The 15515-nt window shown below is 71.4% G+C and carries 15 protein-coding genes; 7 read left to right on the top strand and 8 right to left on the bottom strand.

Features of this window, described 5'->3' with window-relative positions; all coding sequences use genetic code 11:
* Positions 1-33 precede the first annotated feature (33 nt).
* From ACZCAH_RS02885 to ACZCAH_RS02865, 5 genes are read right to left on the bottom strand one after another with little or no spacing between them, the layout of a single operon-like run.
* Positions 34-3495 carry an error-prone DNA polymerase gene (locus ACZCAH_RS02885; protein WP_464339629.1) on the bottom strand — a complete coding sequence of 1154 codons (3462 nt, stop codon included), beginning with the start codon at positions 3493-3495 and terminating at the stop codon, positions 34-36.
* Positions 3495-3950: a hypothetical protein gene (locus tag ACZCAH_RS02880; RefSeq protein WP_464339628.1), complete on the bottom strand. Its 456-nt coding sequence runs from the start codon at positions 3948-3950 to the stop codon at positions 3495-3497. The genes ACZCAH_RS02885 and ACZCAH_RS02880 overlap by 1 nt, the downstream gene beginning before the upstream one ends.
* Positions 3947-4531: an ArsR family transcriptional regulator gene (locus ACZCAH_RS02875; protein WP_464339627.1), complete on the bottom strand. Its 585-nt coding sequence runs from the start codon at positions 4529-4531 to the stop codon at positions 3947-3949. Before ACZCAH_RS02875 ends, ACZCAH_RS02880 begins: the two co-directional genes overlap by 4 nt.
* 40 nt (positions 4532-4571) lie before the next feature.
* The gene (locus ACZCAH_RS02870; protein ID WP_464339626.1) at positions 4572-6452 is read right to left on the bottom strand and encodes a DNA polymerase Y family protein; all 1881 of its coding nucleotides are present in this window, start codon (positions 6450-6452) and stop codon (positions 4572-4574) included.
* Positions 6452-7372 (bottom strand): hypothetical protein, encoded by a 921-nt coding sequence (locus ACZCAH_RS02865; RefSeq protein ID WP_464339625.1) that lies wholly within the window; start codon positions 7370-7372, stop codon positions 6452-6454. The genes ACZCAH_RS02870 and ACZCAH_RS02865 overlap by 1 nt, the downstream gene beginning before the upstream one ends.
* A gap of 17 nt (positions 7373-7389) precedes the next feature.
* Here ACZCAH_RS02865 and ACZCAH_RS02860 point away from each other — a divergent pair, with 17 nt between their 5' ends.
* Entirely contained in the window at positions 7390-7776 is a 387-nt protein-coding gene (locus tag ACZCAH_RS02860) for an N-acetyltransferase family protein (protein ID WP_464339624.1), read from the top strand.
* Between the two features lie 42 nt (positions 7777-7818).
* Here the strand turns inward: ACZCAH_RS02860 and ACZCAH_RS02855 are convergent, their stop codons facing one another.
* Complete coding sequence (locus tag ACZCAH_RS02855; protein ID WP_464339623.1) at positions 7819-9078, bottom strand: Bcr/CflA family efflux MFS transporter; 1260 nt, start codon at positions 9076-9078, stop codon at positions 7819-7821.
* A 181-nt stretch (positions 9079-9259) separates the two neighbouring features.
* On the opposite strand from ACZCAH_RS02855, the gene ACZCAH_RS02850 reads away from it, so the two are divergent.
* Positions 9260-10291, top strand: a complete 1032-nt coding sequence (locus ACZCAH_RS02850) for an NAD(P)-dependent alcohol dehydrogenase (RefSeq protein ID WP_464339622.1) — start codon at positions 9260-9262, stop codon at positions 10289-10291.
* A gap of 825 nt (positions 10292-11116) precedes the next feature.
* Here ACZCAH_RS02850 and ACZCAH_RS02845 read toward each other — a convergent pair.
* The gene (locus tag ACZCAH_RS02845) at positions 11117-11263 is read right to left on the bottom strand and encodes a hypothetical protein (protein WP_464339621.1); all 147 of its coding nucleotides are present in this window, start codon (positions 11261-11263) and stop codon (positions 11117-11119) included.
* Positions 11264-11537: 274 nt separating this feature from the next.
* On the opposite strand from ACZCAH_RS02845, the gene ACZCAH_RS02840 reads away from it, so the two are divergent.
* The 3 genes from ACZCAH_RS02840 (at position 11538) to ACZCAH_RS02830 (ending at position 13524) form a co-directional block, all read left to right on the top strand.
* Positions 11538-11765, top strand: a complete 228-nt coding sequence (locus ACZCAH_RS02840) for a tyrosine-type recombinase/integrase (RefSeq protein ID WP_464339620.1) — start codon at positions 11538-11540, stop codon at positions 11763-11765.
* A gap of 197 nt (positions 11766-11962) precedes the next feature.
* Complete coding sequence (locus tag ACZCAH_RS02835; protein WP_464339619.1) at positions 11963-12280, top strand: histone-like nucleoid-structuring protein Lsr2; 318 nt, start codon at positions 11963-11965, stop codon at positions 12278-12280.
* Between the two features lie 410 nt (positions 12281-12690).
* A complete protein-coding gene (locus ACZCAH_RS02830; RefSeq protein ID WP_464339618.1) occupies positions 12691-13524 on the top strand; it encodes a C40 family peptidase in 834 nt (277 codons plus the stop codon).
* Between the two features lie 79 nt (positions 13525-13603).
* Here ACZCAH_RS02830 and ACZCAH_RS02825 read toward each other — a convergent pair whose 3' ends face one another.
* Positions 13604-14014 (bottom strand): four-helix bundle copper-binding protein, encoded by a 411-nt coding sequence (locus ACZCAH_RS02825; RefSeq protein ID WP_464339617.1) that lies wholly within the window; start codon positions 14012-14014, stop codon positions 13604-13606.
* A gap of 221 nt (positions 14015-14235) precedes the next feature.
* Between ACZCAH_RS02825 and ACZCAH_RS02820 the strand changes: the two genes are divergently transcribed.
* Complete coding sequence (locus tag ACZCAH_RS02820) at positions 14236-14823, top strand: YdhK family protein (protein WP_464339616.1); 588 nt, start codon at positions 14236-14238, stop codon at positions 14821-14823.
* A gap of 86 nt (positions 14824-14909) precedes the next feature.
* On the top strand, positions 14910-15473 hold the full coding sequence (locus ACZCAH_RS02815) for a CueP family metal-binding protein (RefSeq protein WP_464339615.1): 564 nt from the start codon (positions 14910-14912) through the stop codon (positions 15471-15473).
* Positions 15474-15515 lie beyond the last annotated feature (42 nt).

The following is a 15515-nucleotide window of genomic DNA, read 5'->3' as shown; positions in this document are numbered from 1 at the left end:
GGCCCGCCCGAGCGCGGCGGCCCGCCGCACCGCTCAGCGGAAGTCCCTGGACCTGCCCGCCGCCGGCAGGTCCAGCGGCTCGACCCCGTCGGCCACCAGGTTCACCGCTCCCGTCGCGTTCTCCACGATCCCACGCATCACGACCGCCCGGGTGGTGCGCAGCAGCGCCCGGTTCCGCTGCCAGAAGCCCTGCGAGCAGATGACGTTGAGGATCCCGGTCTCGTCCTCGAGGCTGAGGAAGGTGATGTTCCCGGCGGTCGCGGGGCGCTGTCGGTGGGTGATCACCCCCGCGACCCGGATCCGGGTGGAGTCCTCCGCCGCTCGGGTCCCGCCGATGCTGAGCACCCCGTCGGACTGCAGGCGCTCCCGCACGAGCGCCATCGGGTGGTCGTCGAGGGTGATGCCGGTCGCCCAGGCGTCGGCGTCGGCGAGCTCCGCATCGCTCATCCCCGGCAGCATCGGCGCCCGCGCCCCCACCGCGAGGTGCGGGAGGGTCTCGGGGGACTCCTGGGCCGCGGCGCCCGCCGCCCACAGCGCCTGCCGACGCGACGGGGCGAGCGCGTCGAGCGCCCCCGCGGTGGCGAGCGCCTCGAGCTGGCGGGCGCTCAGCCGCACGCGGCGGGCGAGATCCGGGACCGAGGCGAAGGGACCGCCCTCCTCGCGGGCGGCGACGATCGCCTCCGCGGTCTCGGTGCTGATCGAGCGCACCTGGTCCAGACCCAGCCGGATCGCGGGCCCGGCCGCGGCGGCCCGGCCCTGCACCTGCTCGCGGGCGGCCCCGGCGGCGTCCTCCGCGTCGGAGGGCACCCGGTAGCCGTGATGCTCCGCATCGGTCTCCAGGCCCGTGCGGGCCGCGCTGACCAGCACGTCGGGGCCGCGGGTGAGCACGCCGTGGCGGCGGGCGTCGGCGACCAGGGACTGCGGCGAGTAGAAGCCCATCGGCTGGGAGCGCAGCAGCGCCGCCGTGAACGCGGCCGGGTAGTGGCACTTGAGATAGGAGCTGGCGTAGACGAGGTACGCGAAGGAGTAGGCGTGCGACTCGGGGAAGCCGTAGTTGGCGAAGGCGAGCAGCTTGCGGTGCACCGCCTCGGCGTCCTCCCCGGTGATGCCGTGCTTCGCCATCCCGCTGAACAGGGCGTCGGAGAGGTCGAGCATCTTCTGGGTGGAGCGCTTGGAGCCCATGGCGCGGCGCAGCTGGTCCGCCTGGGCGGGGGTGAAGTCGGCGATGTCCACGACCATCTGCATCAGCTGCTCCTGGAAGAGGGGGATCCCCAGGGTGCGGCGCAGCGACTTCTCCAGCCGCGGGTGGAGGAAGGTGACCTCCTCCTCTCCGGTGCGGCGGCGCAGGTAGGGGTGGACGCTGCCGCCCTGGATGGGACCGGGGCGGATCAGCGCCACCTCCACCACCAGGTCGTAGAACACGCGCGGCTTCAGCCGGGGCAGGGTGGAGATCTGGGCGCGGGACTCGATCTGGAACACGCCCACGCTGTCGCCGGTGCAGAGCATGTCGTAGACGGCCGGGTCCTCCTGCGGCAGGGTGCGCAGCTCGAAGTGCTGGTCGTGGTGCTCGGCGACGAGGGCGAGGGCATGGTCCAGCGCCGTGAGCATCCCCAGCCCCAGCAGGTCGAACTTGACCAGTCCCGCATCGGCGCAGTCGTCCTTGTCCCACTGCAGCACCGAGCGGTCCGCCATCGCCGCCCACTGCACGGGGCACACCTCGATCACGGGCCGGTCGCACAGCACCATGCCGCCGGAGTGGATGCCGAGGTGGCGGGGGGTGTCGCGCAGCTGCCGGGCGAGGGTCAGCACGTCCTCGGGGATCCCTTCCCCCTCGATCGAGGAGTGGGAGTGCTCGAGCCGACGGGAGAAGGCGTCCTGCGCGCCGACGTCGTGGCCGAGCGCCCGGGCCGCGTCGCGCACCGCGAGCTTGCCGCGGTAGGTGATGACGTTCGCGACCTGCGCCGCGTTCTCCCGCCCGTAGCGCTCGTAGACGTACTGGATGACCTCCTCGCGGCGGTCCGAGGCGATGTCGACGTCGATGTCGGGCGGGCCGTCCCGCTCGGGGGCGAGGAAGCGCTCGAACAGCAGGTGGTGGCCGACGGGCTCGACGGCGGTGATCCCCAGCGCGTAGCAGACGGCGCTGTTGGCGGCGGAGCCGCGTCCCTGCGCGAGGATCCCCTCGCGGCGGCAGAAGGCGACCAGGTCGTGGACGATGAGGAAGTAGCCGGGAAAGTGCAGGTCGGTGATGACCTGCAGCTCGTGGTCGATCTGCGCCCACGCCCCGGGGATCCGCTCGTCGGCGCCGGCCCCCGGGCCCGCACTCGGCCGGGGCCCGTAGCGCTCGCGGCCCTCGACCTCCACCAGCTCCCGCAGCCAGCTCGCCTCGTCGTGCCCGGCCGGGACGGGGAAGGGCGGCAGGTCGGGGGCGAGCAGGCGCAGGTCGACGGCGCAGTCCCGGCCCAGGCGCGCGGCGGCGGCGAGGGCCGACGGGTAGCGGGGCAGCAGGCGATCCATCTCCTCCCCGCTGCGCAGGTGCGCGGGGCGGGAGGCGAGGTGGGGGTCCGCCTCGGACAGCGGCACGGCGGCGCGCAGCGCGGCATGGGTGTCGGCCAGGCGCTTGTCCGCGGGCCGGGCGTAGTGGGCGTTGGTGGTGGCGACCAGCGGGAGGGTGATCGCGTCCAGACCGTGGGACTCGCGCACCAGGCGGGCGCCCTGAGCGAGGGCGTCGTGCAGCTCGTCGGCCTCCCCGCCGCCCCCGGCGACGAGCTCGACGGCCACGTTCCCCACCCCGAACAGCTCGACCAGGCGGCCGATCTCCTCGGCGGCGGCCTGGGCGGCGCCCTCGAGGTCCCCCGCGGCGAGACGGGCGCCCGCGGCGCGGGTGACGGCGCCCTTGCGGCAGCCGGTGAGGATCTGCCAGTGCCCCTCGGCGGCCAGGCGGGAGAGCTCGGCGAGGCGGTAGCGGGGCGTGCCCTTGCGGCGGCTGTCGAGGTGGGCGCGGGCGATCGCGGCGGAGAGCATCCGGTAGCCCTCCTGGTCCCGGACCAGCACCAGCAGGTGCTCCCCGTCGGGATCCGGGATGCCGGTGCGGGGCGCGGCGATCATCGGGGCGCCCCCGGCCCGGTGCCCGCCGGTCTCGAGGCCCAGGGTCAGCTCCGCACCGAAGACGGTCGCGATCCCCGCCTCCCGGGCGGCCTGGGCGAAGCGCACCGCCCCGGGCAGGCCGTCGTGGTCGATCAGGGCGAGGGCGTCCAGGCCCAGCCGGGCGGCCTGGGCGACCATGTCCTCGGGGCTCGAGGCGCCGTCGAGGAAGCTGAAGTGGGAGTGGGCGTGCAGCTCCGCGTAGCCGACGCGCTGTGCAGGCCGGTAGCCGTCCTCGGCGACCTTCCCGGTGTGCTCGACGATGATCGGCGGGGAGACCAGCTCCGCGGGACGGTCCGAGAGGATCGCCTCGATGTCCGACCAGGCGGGCGGGCCCAGGAACCAGCCGGCCATCAGCGGGGGTCCAGGCCGAGGGCACGTGCGCCGTCGTAGAGATGGTGAGCGGCGGCGACCGCGACATCGGCGTCGGCGGCTCCGACGATGCGCTCCTGGTAGCGCTGCTGATTGCGGGAGCGTCGCATCTGATCGAAGCGACGGGCGCCCAGCTGTCCGGGCGGGGTGGTCAGAAGCGCTCGCAGGAAGCGCCCGACGACCTCGTGCTGGCCCGTGCCGTGGGTGGTCCTCAGCCCGTACGCCGCGAGGAGTGCCTCGCCCACGTCATGGGCGGCGTCGTACGCGAAGTCATGACGGCTCTCCGGCCAGGTGAGGTTGTCGACGTCGTGCAGTCGGCGCCATGCCTTCTCGAGGAACAGCGCTGCGCGTCGGAGGTCCACGGGCACGCGCTCGAGCCGTCCGGCGGCGACGAGCTCGTCGAACTTCCGGCTCTGCTCGCCGGTCAGCGGGGTCATGGCCATGGCGTCTCTCCGATGATCTGGACGGTCGGGCTCTCTCTCACGCGGGTGATGAAGCCGGATTCCTGCAGGAGCTGCTCACGAGTGGTGATGGTGGGGTTGACCGGACGGCCCACCGAGTCCTCGACCCGCTCGCAGGCCTCGTAGACCGCCTCCGGATCAGGGTCGCCGACGACCATCACGTCGATGTCCTGTGGAGCCGCGCCCTCGACGCCTCGCGCCCGGGCGGCGAACGATCCGTAGAGGAAGGCCGATTCGATGCCGGCGATCGACGCGAGCTCCTCGGCGAGCAGCACGACCGGCCCGGTGGAGACGAGCAGGATCTGCCGCAGCGGTGCCGTGAGCGGGCTGCTCGGATCGGACCGGAGCAGACGCGTGCGCCCCACTCGTCGTTCCGCGAGGATGCCCGCCTCCACCAGGCGGGCCGCCTCGCGGTGGACCGTCGGATAGGCGAGCTCGGTCGTCGCCGCGAGCGCGCTGAGGCTGCGCTCCTCTCCGTCGAGCAGGAGGGCGGACAGCAGTCGGGCCTGTCCGTCGGAGCGGAAGATCGGGGCGAGCAGCGGAGCCTGTGTTCTCATATAACGGAGGATATTATCCATTATTGCGATAGTCGAGGGGTCAGTCATAGATCCCCTCCAGGGTCCAGGCGCCGGTGCGGGAGAGGGCCAGCGCCGCGGTCTCCTCCCCCGTGGCGGTGCGCAGCACGAGCGGCAGGCGGGCGGCGCGGGTGCCCGCGGGTGTCCACCAGCGCTCGTCGAGCACCGTCGGCGCGCCGTGGGAGAGCACGGGATGGGCCGTACCGACCCGCAGCCCGAGCGCCTGCAGCGCGGGCGCCCCCGGGGCGGGGACCAGCAGGCGCGCGGGCGGGGCGCTCAGCAGGCCCCGGGCGGTGACCACCACCGGCTCGCCTGCGGCGTCCTCGAGCCGCACCGGCGGCGGGGTGCGGAACACGGTGGCTGGCACGGGACGGGGCAGGGAGCCCGGCCAGGGGCCCTCGCGACGGGCGGGCCGCTCGGTGCGCCAGGGCACCGCGACCACCTCGTCTGCGAGCAGCCGGCCCCCGACGGGGACGGGGATCTGCACGGCGTCCTCCCCCGCGAGACCCTGGGCACGGGCGAAGGCGCGGGCGGCCCGCTGCGCGGCCTCCCCCGAGCTGCCCCAGAGGGCGGGCGCGGCCTCCCCGGCCGGGGCCAGCTGCAGGGGGTGCAGGCCCAGGTGCACGATCGCCCCGGTCCGGGGCCCGCCGAGGCGCGCGCGGGTGATCCAGCCGTCGCACTGCCAGCGGATGCGGTCGACCACGTCGGCGACGCCGAGGGCTCCGTCGTGCCGCCAGGTGCGCTCCATCTCCTCCCCGCTCTCGGTGCGGGCCACGATCCGCAGCCGCGTGCACACCAGTCCCCGCTCGGTGAGCATCGCGTGCAGCTGCTCAGCGAGCGGGCGGGCGACGAAGGCCGCCTGGTCGGTGCGCACCAGCGGGGTCTCCAGCGCGGTCTCGGCGAGCACCGGCTGGGTGGGGTGGTGGGCGGCCGGCGGGGTCGGCTCGCCGCCGCGGGAGAGCAGGTGCAGGGCGGCCACGTCCGGGCCGAAGCGGTCGGCGACCGAGGCCGCGGGCAGGGCGGCGAGATCGCCGAGGGTCCGGATCCCCAGCCGCTGCAGCAGGTCGACGGTCTCGGCGAGCTCGAGACGCTTCTCGGGCCGCGTCGCGGAGGGCTGGCCGCGGTGCCCCCAGCCGGGGCCGACGGGGGCGTGCCGCAGCGCCTCGATCGGGTGCGGGGCGAGGTAGTCGGCGCTGCGGCCGGGGCGGATGACCCTCCCGGCCGGGGCGGCGAGCAGGGCCGCGAAGGGGCCGTCGGCGATGCCCACGGTGCACTCCCAGCCGGTCAGCTCGGCGACCGCGTCGAGGATCCGCTCCGCGAGCGCCGCCTCCCCGCCCTGGTGCCGGGCGGGCCCGCGGGCCGACATCAGCAGCACTCCGGGGCGGAGCACGTCGACCCCCGCGGCGATGGTGTCCACGGCGGCGGCGACCAGCTCGAACAGGGCGGACTCGGCGTCACGGTCCGTCTCCAGCACGAGCGCCTCGGGGCAGGCGGCACGAGCCGCGCGACGGGTCATGCCGGGCCGCGCCCCTGCCTCCCGGGCGGCGGGACCGACGTGGGTGACGCGATGGTTCTCGAGCAGCAGCACCGGCACGGCCGACGGGTCGACCGGCCCCGGCGGGCCCGCGCCCTCCTCCCCCGCCCCGGCCGCGGGCGGCGCCGTGGCGGTGGACGGTGCGACGGCGCTCGCTCCCGCGTCGGCGGAGCATCCCTCGGGGGACGCTCCCGAGGCGGTCGCCTCCGCGCGGCGCTGGTGACGCTCCAGCGCCGCGAGCAGCGGCCAATCGGGCACGGTCACGGCGACCGTGCGGGTGGCATCGAGGGGTGCGGCCGACGGGGCGGAGCCGGTGTCCGGCAGGATCGGGGCGGCCAGGGCCGCGGCGGTGGGGGTCGGGCCGCTCATCAGCCGGCCCTCGGGATCATCTGCAGCGGGCGTGCCTCCGCCGCGACGGAGCCGGAGGCGGCCCGATCGGCCCTGCCGGAGGCGGTGACGCGGCCGGCCGCGGAGTGGCCGGGGATCGCGGAGAGGAGCCCGCGGACCTCGGGCAGCAGCACCTCCACGCCGCGGCCCGCGCCGATCCCCCGCCCGCTCGCGGTGACCGCCAGGCGCCGCCGACGCAGCCGTCCCGAGCCCTGGCCGAGACCGGTCCAGCCGCGGCTCTCGGTGCGCAGCACGAGATCCGCCCGTCCGGGCGGGGAGGCGGCCAGCAGCAGGGTGTCGGCGGTGCGGGCGCGGCCCTGGAGGGTGCGCCACAGGGCGGGGGTGGGCAGCGCGCCGGGGCCGAGCACGAGCACCCCCACGCCGTCGGCGAGGGCCGAGAGCACCTGCGGGGCGCGGTCCCCGTCGGCCGGGGCGAGGGCGAGGCGGAAAGGATCCAGTCCGGCGTCCAGGGCGGCGCGCAGCCCGAGGTCCGGCAGGCCCGCGAGCGCGCACCAGGAGTCCTCCCCCGCGGCGGCGGCCGCGAGGGCGAGCAGCAGCGACGTGCTCCCCGCGCCCTCGATCGCGACCGAGCTGCCCGCGCGCAGACCGGTGCGCGGGAACAACGGGGCCAGCGGGGCGGGGACCGGCAGCCGGGTGCCGGTGGGATCGGCGGCGGTGAGGCCCGCGGCGGACCCGTCGGTCTCCCCCGCCGTCGGCCTCTCCCCCACCGTCGCGGGGCCGACGGGAGCCGACGCGCCGGGGACGGACGGCGCCGCGGGCTGCAGCGCGGTGCGGTCGATCCGCCCGCCCCAGCGGGCGGCGGAGCGCTCTGCGGCGCTGAGCGCGGCACGGGCCCGGGAGAGCCGTTGCTCCCGGTCCTCGCTCTGCAGGGCGGTGCTCATCGTGCTCCTCCTCCCGGATGCGCCAGTTCCTCGCACACTTGTTCGAACAGGGATTCGAACTGTACGCCCCGGAGGGGTGGCTCTCAAGGTGTCCTGGTCGTGACGTCGAACGTATGTACGAAGTCTGTGGGAGGGGTCCGACAGACGAGCCGGGGGCGCCTGCGGCAGGATCGGGGGATGCGTCCCGAGCCTCTTCGATCTACGTGCTGGCCGCGCATCACGGCGGCGGCGCGGGTCAGGCCCTGCTGGAGGCCGCCCTCCCGGCGGGCACCCCGGCCCAGCTGTGGGTCGCCGAGCAGAACCCTCGCGCCCGACGCTTCTACGCCCGCAACGGCTTCGCCCCCGACGGGGTGCAGGTCCGGGATGCCGTGCTCGACCTGGAGGAGCTGCGACTGGTCCGCTGAGCCGTCAGGGGCGGAACAGGCCGGAGCTCGACCCCGCGCCCGTCAGAGGGCGTCGAGCAGGCGCCGCCGGTCCAGCAGGTGCCAGCCCCACAGCAGCGCGCCCACCACCACATAGCCGAGCGCCGCGAGCGCCAGCACGGTGAGGCTGCCGGTGACCAGCGGGGCGACCACTCCGGAGAGCAGCGCGTTCATCACCAGGGTGAAGAAGGTGCCCAGCGAGGCCGCGGCGCCGCGCTGGTGCGGGAACAGGTCGAGGATCTCCAGCTGCATCGGGGCGAAGAACAGCGAGGCCGTGAAGGTCATCAGCATCGGCCCCACGAGCACCGGGATCAGGGAGGGGTCCAGGCCGCCCGACGGCGCCGGGACCAGCATCACCACCACCAGGTTGAGCACGGTGGTGATCAGCGTGCCGAGGAAGCCGAGGGTGATCAGACGGCTGCGGTCCATCGACTCGGCCACCCGACCGACCACGAAGGACCCGGCCATCATCCCGAGGATCAGGGGGCCGAAGAGCACCCAGAAGTCCTGCTCGCCGAGGCCCAGCAGGCGCACCACGACGATCGGGGCAGCGGCGACGAACACGAAGTGGGCGGCGAAGCCGAAGGCCGTCGCGAGCGCGATCCGCACCATCATCAGCGAGCGGCCCACCTCCCACAGTGACCCCAGCACCGCCCCGATCCGCAGCGGGATCCGCTGCGCGCGGGGCAGCGACTCGGGCATGAGCGCCGTCAGCACCAGGACGAGCACGCCGTAGAGGCCCACGCCCGCGAACACCCACCGCCAGTCCCCCAGCAGCATCAGCCAGCCGCCCAGCATCGGCGCGATGACCGGGGAGAGGGCGAAGATCATCATCACCCGGGCCATCAGGCGCTGTGCCTCGGCCCCCTCGAAGAGATCGCGGATCACCACGCGGGAGACGATCGTGGCGGCCCCCGCGCTGACGCCCTGCAGCACGCGCAGGGCGATGAGCATGCCCATGCCGGAGGCGAGCACCGCCCCGAACATCGCCAGGATGTAGATCGCGAGCCCCGTGAGCATCACCGGCTTGCGGCCCAGCGCGTCCGAGAGCGGGCCGTGGAAGACGCTCATCACGGCGAAGGACGCGAGATACACGCTGATCAGCTGCTGCAGCACCACGTCCGAGGCGCCGAACTCCCCGCCGATCTGGGCGAAGGCGGGGAAGATCGTGTTGATCGTGAACGGACCGAGCATGCCCAGCGCGGCGAGGGTCAGCGTGATCCGGGCACCGCCGGCGCCCCGGGGTGCCGCAGAGGCGGAGCGGGACGGATCAGCGGTGGTCACCGCCCGATCCTAGGCGGGAGGGCGCCGACGCGTCGGAGCGTCTCAGCGCCGCCCGGATACCGGCCCGGGAGCGTCCGCTCGTCGGGCGAGGAGCCGTCCCGCCGGGACGGACGGTCCTGCCGTCCCCGCCTCGCCCGGTGCCATGATGGGCGGACGCCCACCCCCGATGGAGGAGAAGAGCATGCGAGCACTGGTGCTGCACGAGAAGGGCCGGATGGCCCTCGAGGACGTTCCCGCGCCGGGAGCGCCCGGACCCGGTCAGGTGCGCATCGGGATGCACACCGTCGGCATCTGCGCCTCGGACGTGCACTACTGGACCGACGGGAAGATCGGTCCCTTCGTCGTCGAGGCGCCGATGATCCTCGGCCACGAGGGCGCCGGCACCGTCCTCGAGGTGGGCGAAAGCGTCACTGGCCTCGCCGTCGGCGACCGCGTCGTCATGGAGCCGGGCGTGCCCGACCCCGCCTCCCGCGCCGTCAAGGAGGGCAACTACAACGTCGATCCCGGCGTCGAGTTCTGGGCCACCCCGCCGGTGCACGGCTGCCTCGCCGAGGAGGTGCTGCACCCCGCGGCCTACACCTACCGGCTGCCGGAGTCGATGAGCTTCGCGGAGGGAGCGCTGATCGAGCCCTTCGCCGTGGGCATGTTCGCGGCGACCAAGGCGGAGATCTCCCCCGGGGACGTCGCGGCCGTCGTCGGCGGCGGCACCATCGGGATCATGACCGCTCTCGCCGCGCTCGCCGGCGGGGCGAGCCACGTGTTCCTCTCCGACGTGCTGCCCGAGAAGCTCGCGCTGCTCGACGGCATCGCCGGGATCACCACGGTGAACGCCAAGGAGCAGGACCTCGGGGAGGTGGTCCGCGAAGCGACCGGCGGCTGGGGCCCGCAGGTGGTCTTCGAGGCGACCGGCGCCGCGCCCGCGTACCGGGCGCTGTGGTCGCTTCCCGCTCCCGGCGGCCGCATCGTGCTGGTGGGCATGCCGGTGGACCCCGTCCCCTTCGACATCGCGACCGCGCAGAGCCGCGGGATCTCGCTCGAGACGGTGTTCCGCTACGCGAACGTGCACCAGAAGGCGATCGACCTCGCGGCGAGCGATGCCGTGGACCTCTCCCGCTTCGTCAGCGAGACTTTCGCCTTCGAGGACTCGGTCGCCGCCTTCGAGCGCTTCCTCGAGGGCCGCCCGACGGACGTGAAGATCCAGATCACGCTGTAAAAATAGGTACCATCTGGAGTGGTCGCCGAGTGATGGTACGGCCCCTCCTGAGGGAGCTCTTGAGGGGGCTCCGAAGCCTTCAAGATCCTGCGTTTCAACCCTCAGATCGGGCCTCCTGGACGGGCTCCCCACCGTGCGGGTAGATGCGTCGACAGGCGTGGAAATGTGCCACGATCGCTATCCAAATGGCCATCCGCATCCCCGCCTGGGAGTGTCCGGATAGCCATCTGCGAGGGAGGCAGACACATGGCCACGAGCGCACAACGCCGCGAGTACGGGAGCGGCTCCATCTACCAGCGCGCCGACGGCAAGTGGATCGGCTCCTTCCCCGCCGGGCACACCAGGAGCGGCAAACGTCGCCGGCTCACAGTGGTCGCCAGCACCGAGCAACAAGCACGCTCGCGCATGCGCTCGAAGATGCGAGAAGTTGCGGGCGGCAAGACACCCGCCGATCCGACAACCGTCGCAGGATGGTCAACGACCTATCTTGCCGAGCACGCCCTGCGGAATCGCAACAGCACGACGAAAAGCGTCAACTGGGCCATCAGTTACATCGTCGAGGCCATCGGCGACGTGAAACTGGCCAAACTGCGCCCCGCTGACTTCCGACGCGTCCATGAGTTCGGAGCGAAGAAGGGGCTCTCCCCCTCCAGCGTCTTGCGTCTGCACGACCGGTTGAAGGCGATGCTGAAAGCTGCCGTGCTGGAGGGCTTGGAGGTACCGCCAGCGGCCCTGATCGTGCAAGGACCACCGGTGCCGGCTAACGACCGGATCGCCATACCGAAAGACACCGTGGGCAGAATCCTCGAGGCATCCAAGCTCGAGTCACACGATGCGCGCGCCATCGTCCTCCTCGGATTCCTGGCAGGCCTTCGCCGCGGCGAGATGTCCGGGCTCACCTGGGATCGGGTCGACATGGACCGTGGAGTTCTCGTCATTGACCGGCAGCTCACCAGGTTCGGATGGTCGCATGGCTGCGATGAGAGCTGTGGCAGAACGCCACGGTCATGTCCGAAACGGTGGGTCGCAGCGCCTGCGCATCTCGGGTATGAGGTGATCCCCCGAAGCTCACTCGTGCTGGGGCCTGTAAAGACTGCCCGCGGGCGACGAGAGGTTCCGATTGTCGATGAACTGGCTGATCATCTACTGAAGCTGCAAGCGGCTGATCGACCATCAAGCTGGAACGGTGTCCCGCGATTCGTCTTGCTCACCGCCATCGGCGGTCCCATGGGTCAACACAGTCTCGGTGCTCCAACGCGCCGAGACGAAACACCCTTCAGGGCGAAGCTGGAACACGCACGAGATGCGACACACGTTCGTCACCGAGCTGATGCGCGCGAACACCCATTCCAGCATCATCGAAACGATGGTCGGCCACGCAGAGGAGAGATCCACACGCGGATACATCCACCCCTCATCCGTCGATGCACGCTACGCCGCCGACCAAGTAACCAATGGGTTCTTCCAGCGGTGAAGGTTCGCAGTGTCCGGAGTCGACGAGGCCGCCGAGGTGTCCCGCGAGATCGGAACCCACCTCACCGAGATCATGACGATCTCCCGACAACTCTTTACGGACTACCGAATCAACACCTGAACACAAAGTTTTCTCGGACCGTTCAAAGAGTTGTGCATATACTGTCACCGCTATTCCATCGATCTTTGGAGGTCACCATGGCTCGCAAGACCCAAGTTCTCCTCGTCGACGACATTGACGGCACCGACGCGAACAACACCGTCACATTCGGCCTCGACGGCGTCGCCTACGAAATCGACCTGAGCGACGACAACGCCAGCAAGCTGCGCTCCGACCTCGAGAAGTGGACCGCACTCGCTCGCCGTACCGGCGGCCGTGCGAAGCGCGGCACGGGCTCCGGTAACGCGGGCGACGCCGCGAAGATCCGCGAGTGGGCGCGCGAGAACGGCTACGAGGTCTCTGAGCGCGGCCGCATCCCCGCCGAGGTCCGCGAGGCCTACGCCAAGGCGAACTGACTTCTCACTCCCCTGCTCGGCACGGCACCCAAACTCGGGGTGCCGGGCCGCTGTGCGTCCGCATCCCTCAGCAAAACCAACTCGCCAACCGGCACAGCGACGCCTAGAGATAACCTTGAGAATCTAAAGGAAACCTAGAGGCTGCATTCGATCTCTCGAGTCATCCTTTCGACCGCACCAGTAAAGACGAGACCTACCGCCGGGAGACGCCCCGGAGCAAACGCAAAGGCGCACCTAAAACTTCAAACGGGGCGGCCCTTGCGTCTGTAGAACCGCCGGATCGGCCCGTACCTTGATCTCGCTGCCCACGACATGAGCTGGCGCTTCGACGCTCGCCCCGCCGTCGCTGTGGCACTGAAGAGATCATCGACTCCCCCTCGTACCGAGCGGGAAAGCTACGGAGTAAAACCATGGCCCAGAACAACACCCACCGCGCCTTCGGCCGAGCTGTCACGCCCTTCGGGACTACGGGACGAGCCCTGCGGAACACAGGCGGGGCAGCTGTGCTCGGCACGGTCGTCGTCGGTTCTGCCCTGCTGGCGGGGCCCGCGCAGGCTGCCCCCGTCGTCTCACCCGCTACACCCACGGTCACTGCGCAGTCTGCCGCTCCGGCGACGCCGGCCCCCGCCCTTGTGGGGTCTGCGTTCGGGACCGAGAAGCTGCGCTGGGGTTCGCAGGGCTACTCAGTGGAGCAGCTCCAGATCTCGCTGAACGAACATGGCGCCACGTTGGATGTCGACGGCAAGTTCGGCAAGCTCACCCATGGCGCGGTGAAGGACTTCCAGCGTTCGCATGACCTGCAGGTCGATGGCGTGGTGGGCCCTGAGACCAAGGGCGCTCTGAACGGTGGCGGCGCCACCTTCTCGGGCGGTGGCACGTCCGCGCCCGCCCCTGCATCCTCGTCGAGCAGCTCGGGTCAGGCGATCGTCGACGCTGCCCGTAGCCAGATCGGCGTCACGTACTCGTGGGGCACCTCCAAGCCGGGCGTCAGTTTCGATTGCTCGGGCCTGAGCTCGTACGCGTATGCGCAGGCCGGCATCGACCTGCCCCGCACCTCCTCGCAGCAGGAAGCGGCCGGGACCACGATCTCGAAGTCCGAGGCCCAGCCCGGTGACCTCGTGGTGTGGCCCGGCCACCTCGGGATCTACGCCGGTGGCGACACCGTCATCGACGCTGGCAACAGTGCCGGTTCCGTCACTGAGCGGACGATCTGGGGCAATCCCACCTTTGTCACTTTCCGCTGACCGCACACCACGGCGCTGACGCAGGCGGAGCCGCGACCATCGGTCGGGGCTCCGCCTTTGCGTGCAGCGACGCCGCGGGTCAGTCCATCGAGGCCAGCAGCTCGGCACAGGCTTTCTCGCAGCGACGACAGGCGTCGGCGCAGACCTTGCAGTGCTCGTGCATGCCGGCGTGCTTTTCGCACTCCTCGGCGCAGGACCGGCACGCCTCCTGACACGCCTTGAGCAGGGCTCGGTTGAGTGCGACGTTTTTCCCGGTCTGACGGGATAGGACCCGGCCGGTGGTCTCGCAGACGTCGGCGCAGTCCTGGTTCAGGCGGATGCAATGGGTCAGGTCCACCACCATGTCCTCGGCCAAGCAGGCGTCGGCGCAGGCGGTGCAGGTCTGGGCGCACTCGAAGCAGGCCTCGATGCATTCGGCGAGCTTCTGCTGGTCGATGGTGCCGAGGTCCTTCGGGTAGGTCTGCAGCATTGATGCGACGTGATGGGTCATGGTCCTGCTCCTTCTCGCTCCGAACGGACCGGCGGATGCCAGCCCGCTCCGACGACGTTAGCCAGGTCGCACCGATGAAAGGAAGTGAGTAGACCGCACGTTCGGAGGCAGCGCGGAATGCCTGCTCAGCGAGGCGCTCAAGGAATCAAGATCTGACCTTGAGGAGAACTTGATCTGGCAGACCTACTCTGGTGCAAAGTGTCCTCTGACTAGGAGAAATTATGCGTTCTCGTCGATCCTTCAGTCGTCTTGCGGCCGTCGTCTTTACCGGTGCGATCGTCTTCGCCGGCTGCACCGACAGCGGGTCTGACGGGGATCAGGCGCCGGGCACCTCCGAGGGTTCGGAGGCTTCCGATGGTGGTGGCCACGGGGGCATGGAGCATCCGATGGATGGCGGCCCTGCACCCGAGGGCATCGAACCTGCCGAGGACCCCGAGTTCCCGGTCGGCACCGAGGTGACGCTCACGGCGGACCACATGGAGGGTATGGAGGGGGCGACGGCGACGATCTCCGGTGCGTTCGACACCACGACGTACTCGGTCAGCTTCACGCCGACCGATGGCGGCGAGCCGGTCACTGACCACAAGTGGGTCGTCCACGAGGAGCTCGAGAACCCGGGCGAGGCACCGCTGGCGGAGGGCACCGAGGTAGTCATCACCGCCGATCACATGGCGGGCATGAAGGGTGCTGAAGCCACCATCGACAGTGCTACCGAGGAGACCGTGTACATGGTCGACTACGAGGCCGACGGGATGATGATGACGAACCACAAGTGGGTCGTCGAGAGCGAGATCGAGCCCCTCCAGTGACCACCCCGTCCAGCCGCCGCGGCCCGCTCGCCCTCTCCGACGGTGGACCGCGTCCGCCCGCCGCCCGAGTCCCCCGACGATCCCTCGTGATCGGCGCCGGCCTGCTCCCACTCGTGATCGCCGGCTGCGGAACCCGCGAAGCCGAGTCCGCTTCCGTCACGGGTGATCCGGACCTGCTCCAGGATCACGGATTCGCTGACGCCGACGGGCCCGAGATCATCGATCAGCTCGAAGCGCTCCCGGTGGCCGAGCGACCGCAGGACCTGATCGCCAGCGTCACCGCGACGTCTCTCCAGCTCCAAGACGATGCAGGGCGCGAAGCTGAACTGCCCCTTCCTTCGGACCAGTTCTACCTGTCGGTGGCCCCCTTCGTGGAGACCACCCACGAGTGCGCCTTCCACAGCCTGACCACGTGCCGCGGGGAACTCCGCAACCGCGAGATCACCGTCAACGTGGTCGATAGCAGCTCGGGAGAGATCCTCGAGGAAGGCACTCGCACCACGCACGACAACGGGTTCCTCGGTCTCTGGCTGCCGCGCGGCATAGCCGCGGAGCTCACGTGCACCCTCGACGAGCTCACGGGGTCCGCCGCCATCTCGACCCAGGCGGAGGATGATCTGACTTGTCTGACCAGTCTCCAGCTGGCCTGACCCGGCGGAGCTCTCCCCCCCCCCTCTTCTAGGCATTCGACG

The sequence above is a fragment of the Brachybacterium sp. B718/18 genome (assembly GCF_055454375.1).
Note: the sequence above shows the minus strand (reverse complement) of the source record. Positions and strands in the feature narration are given on the sequence as shown.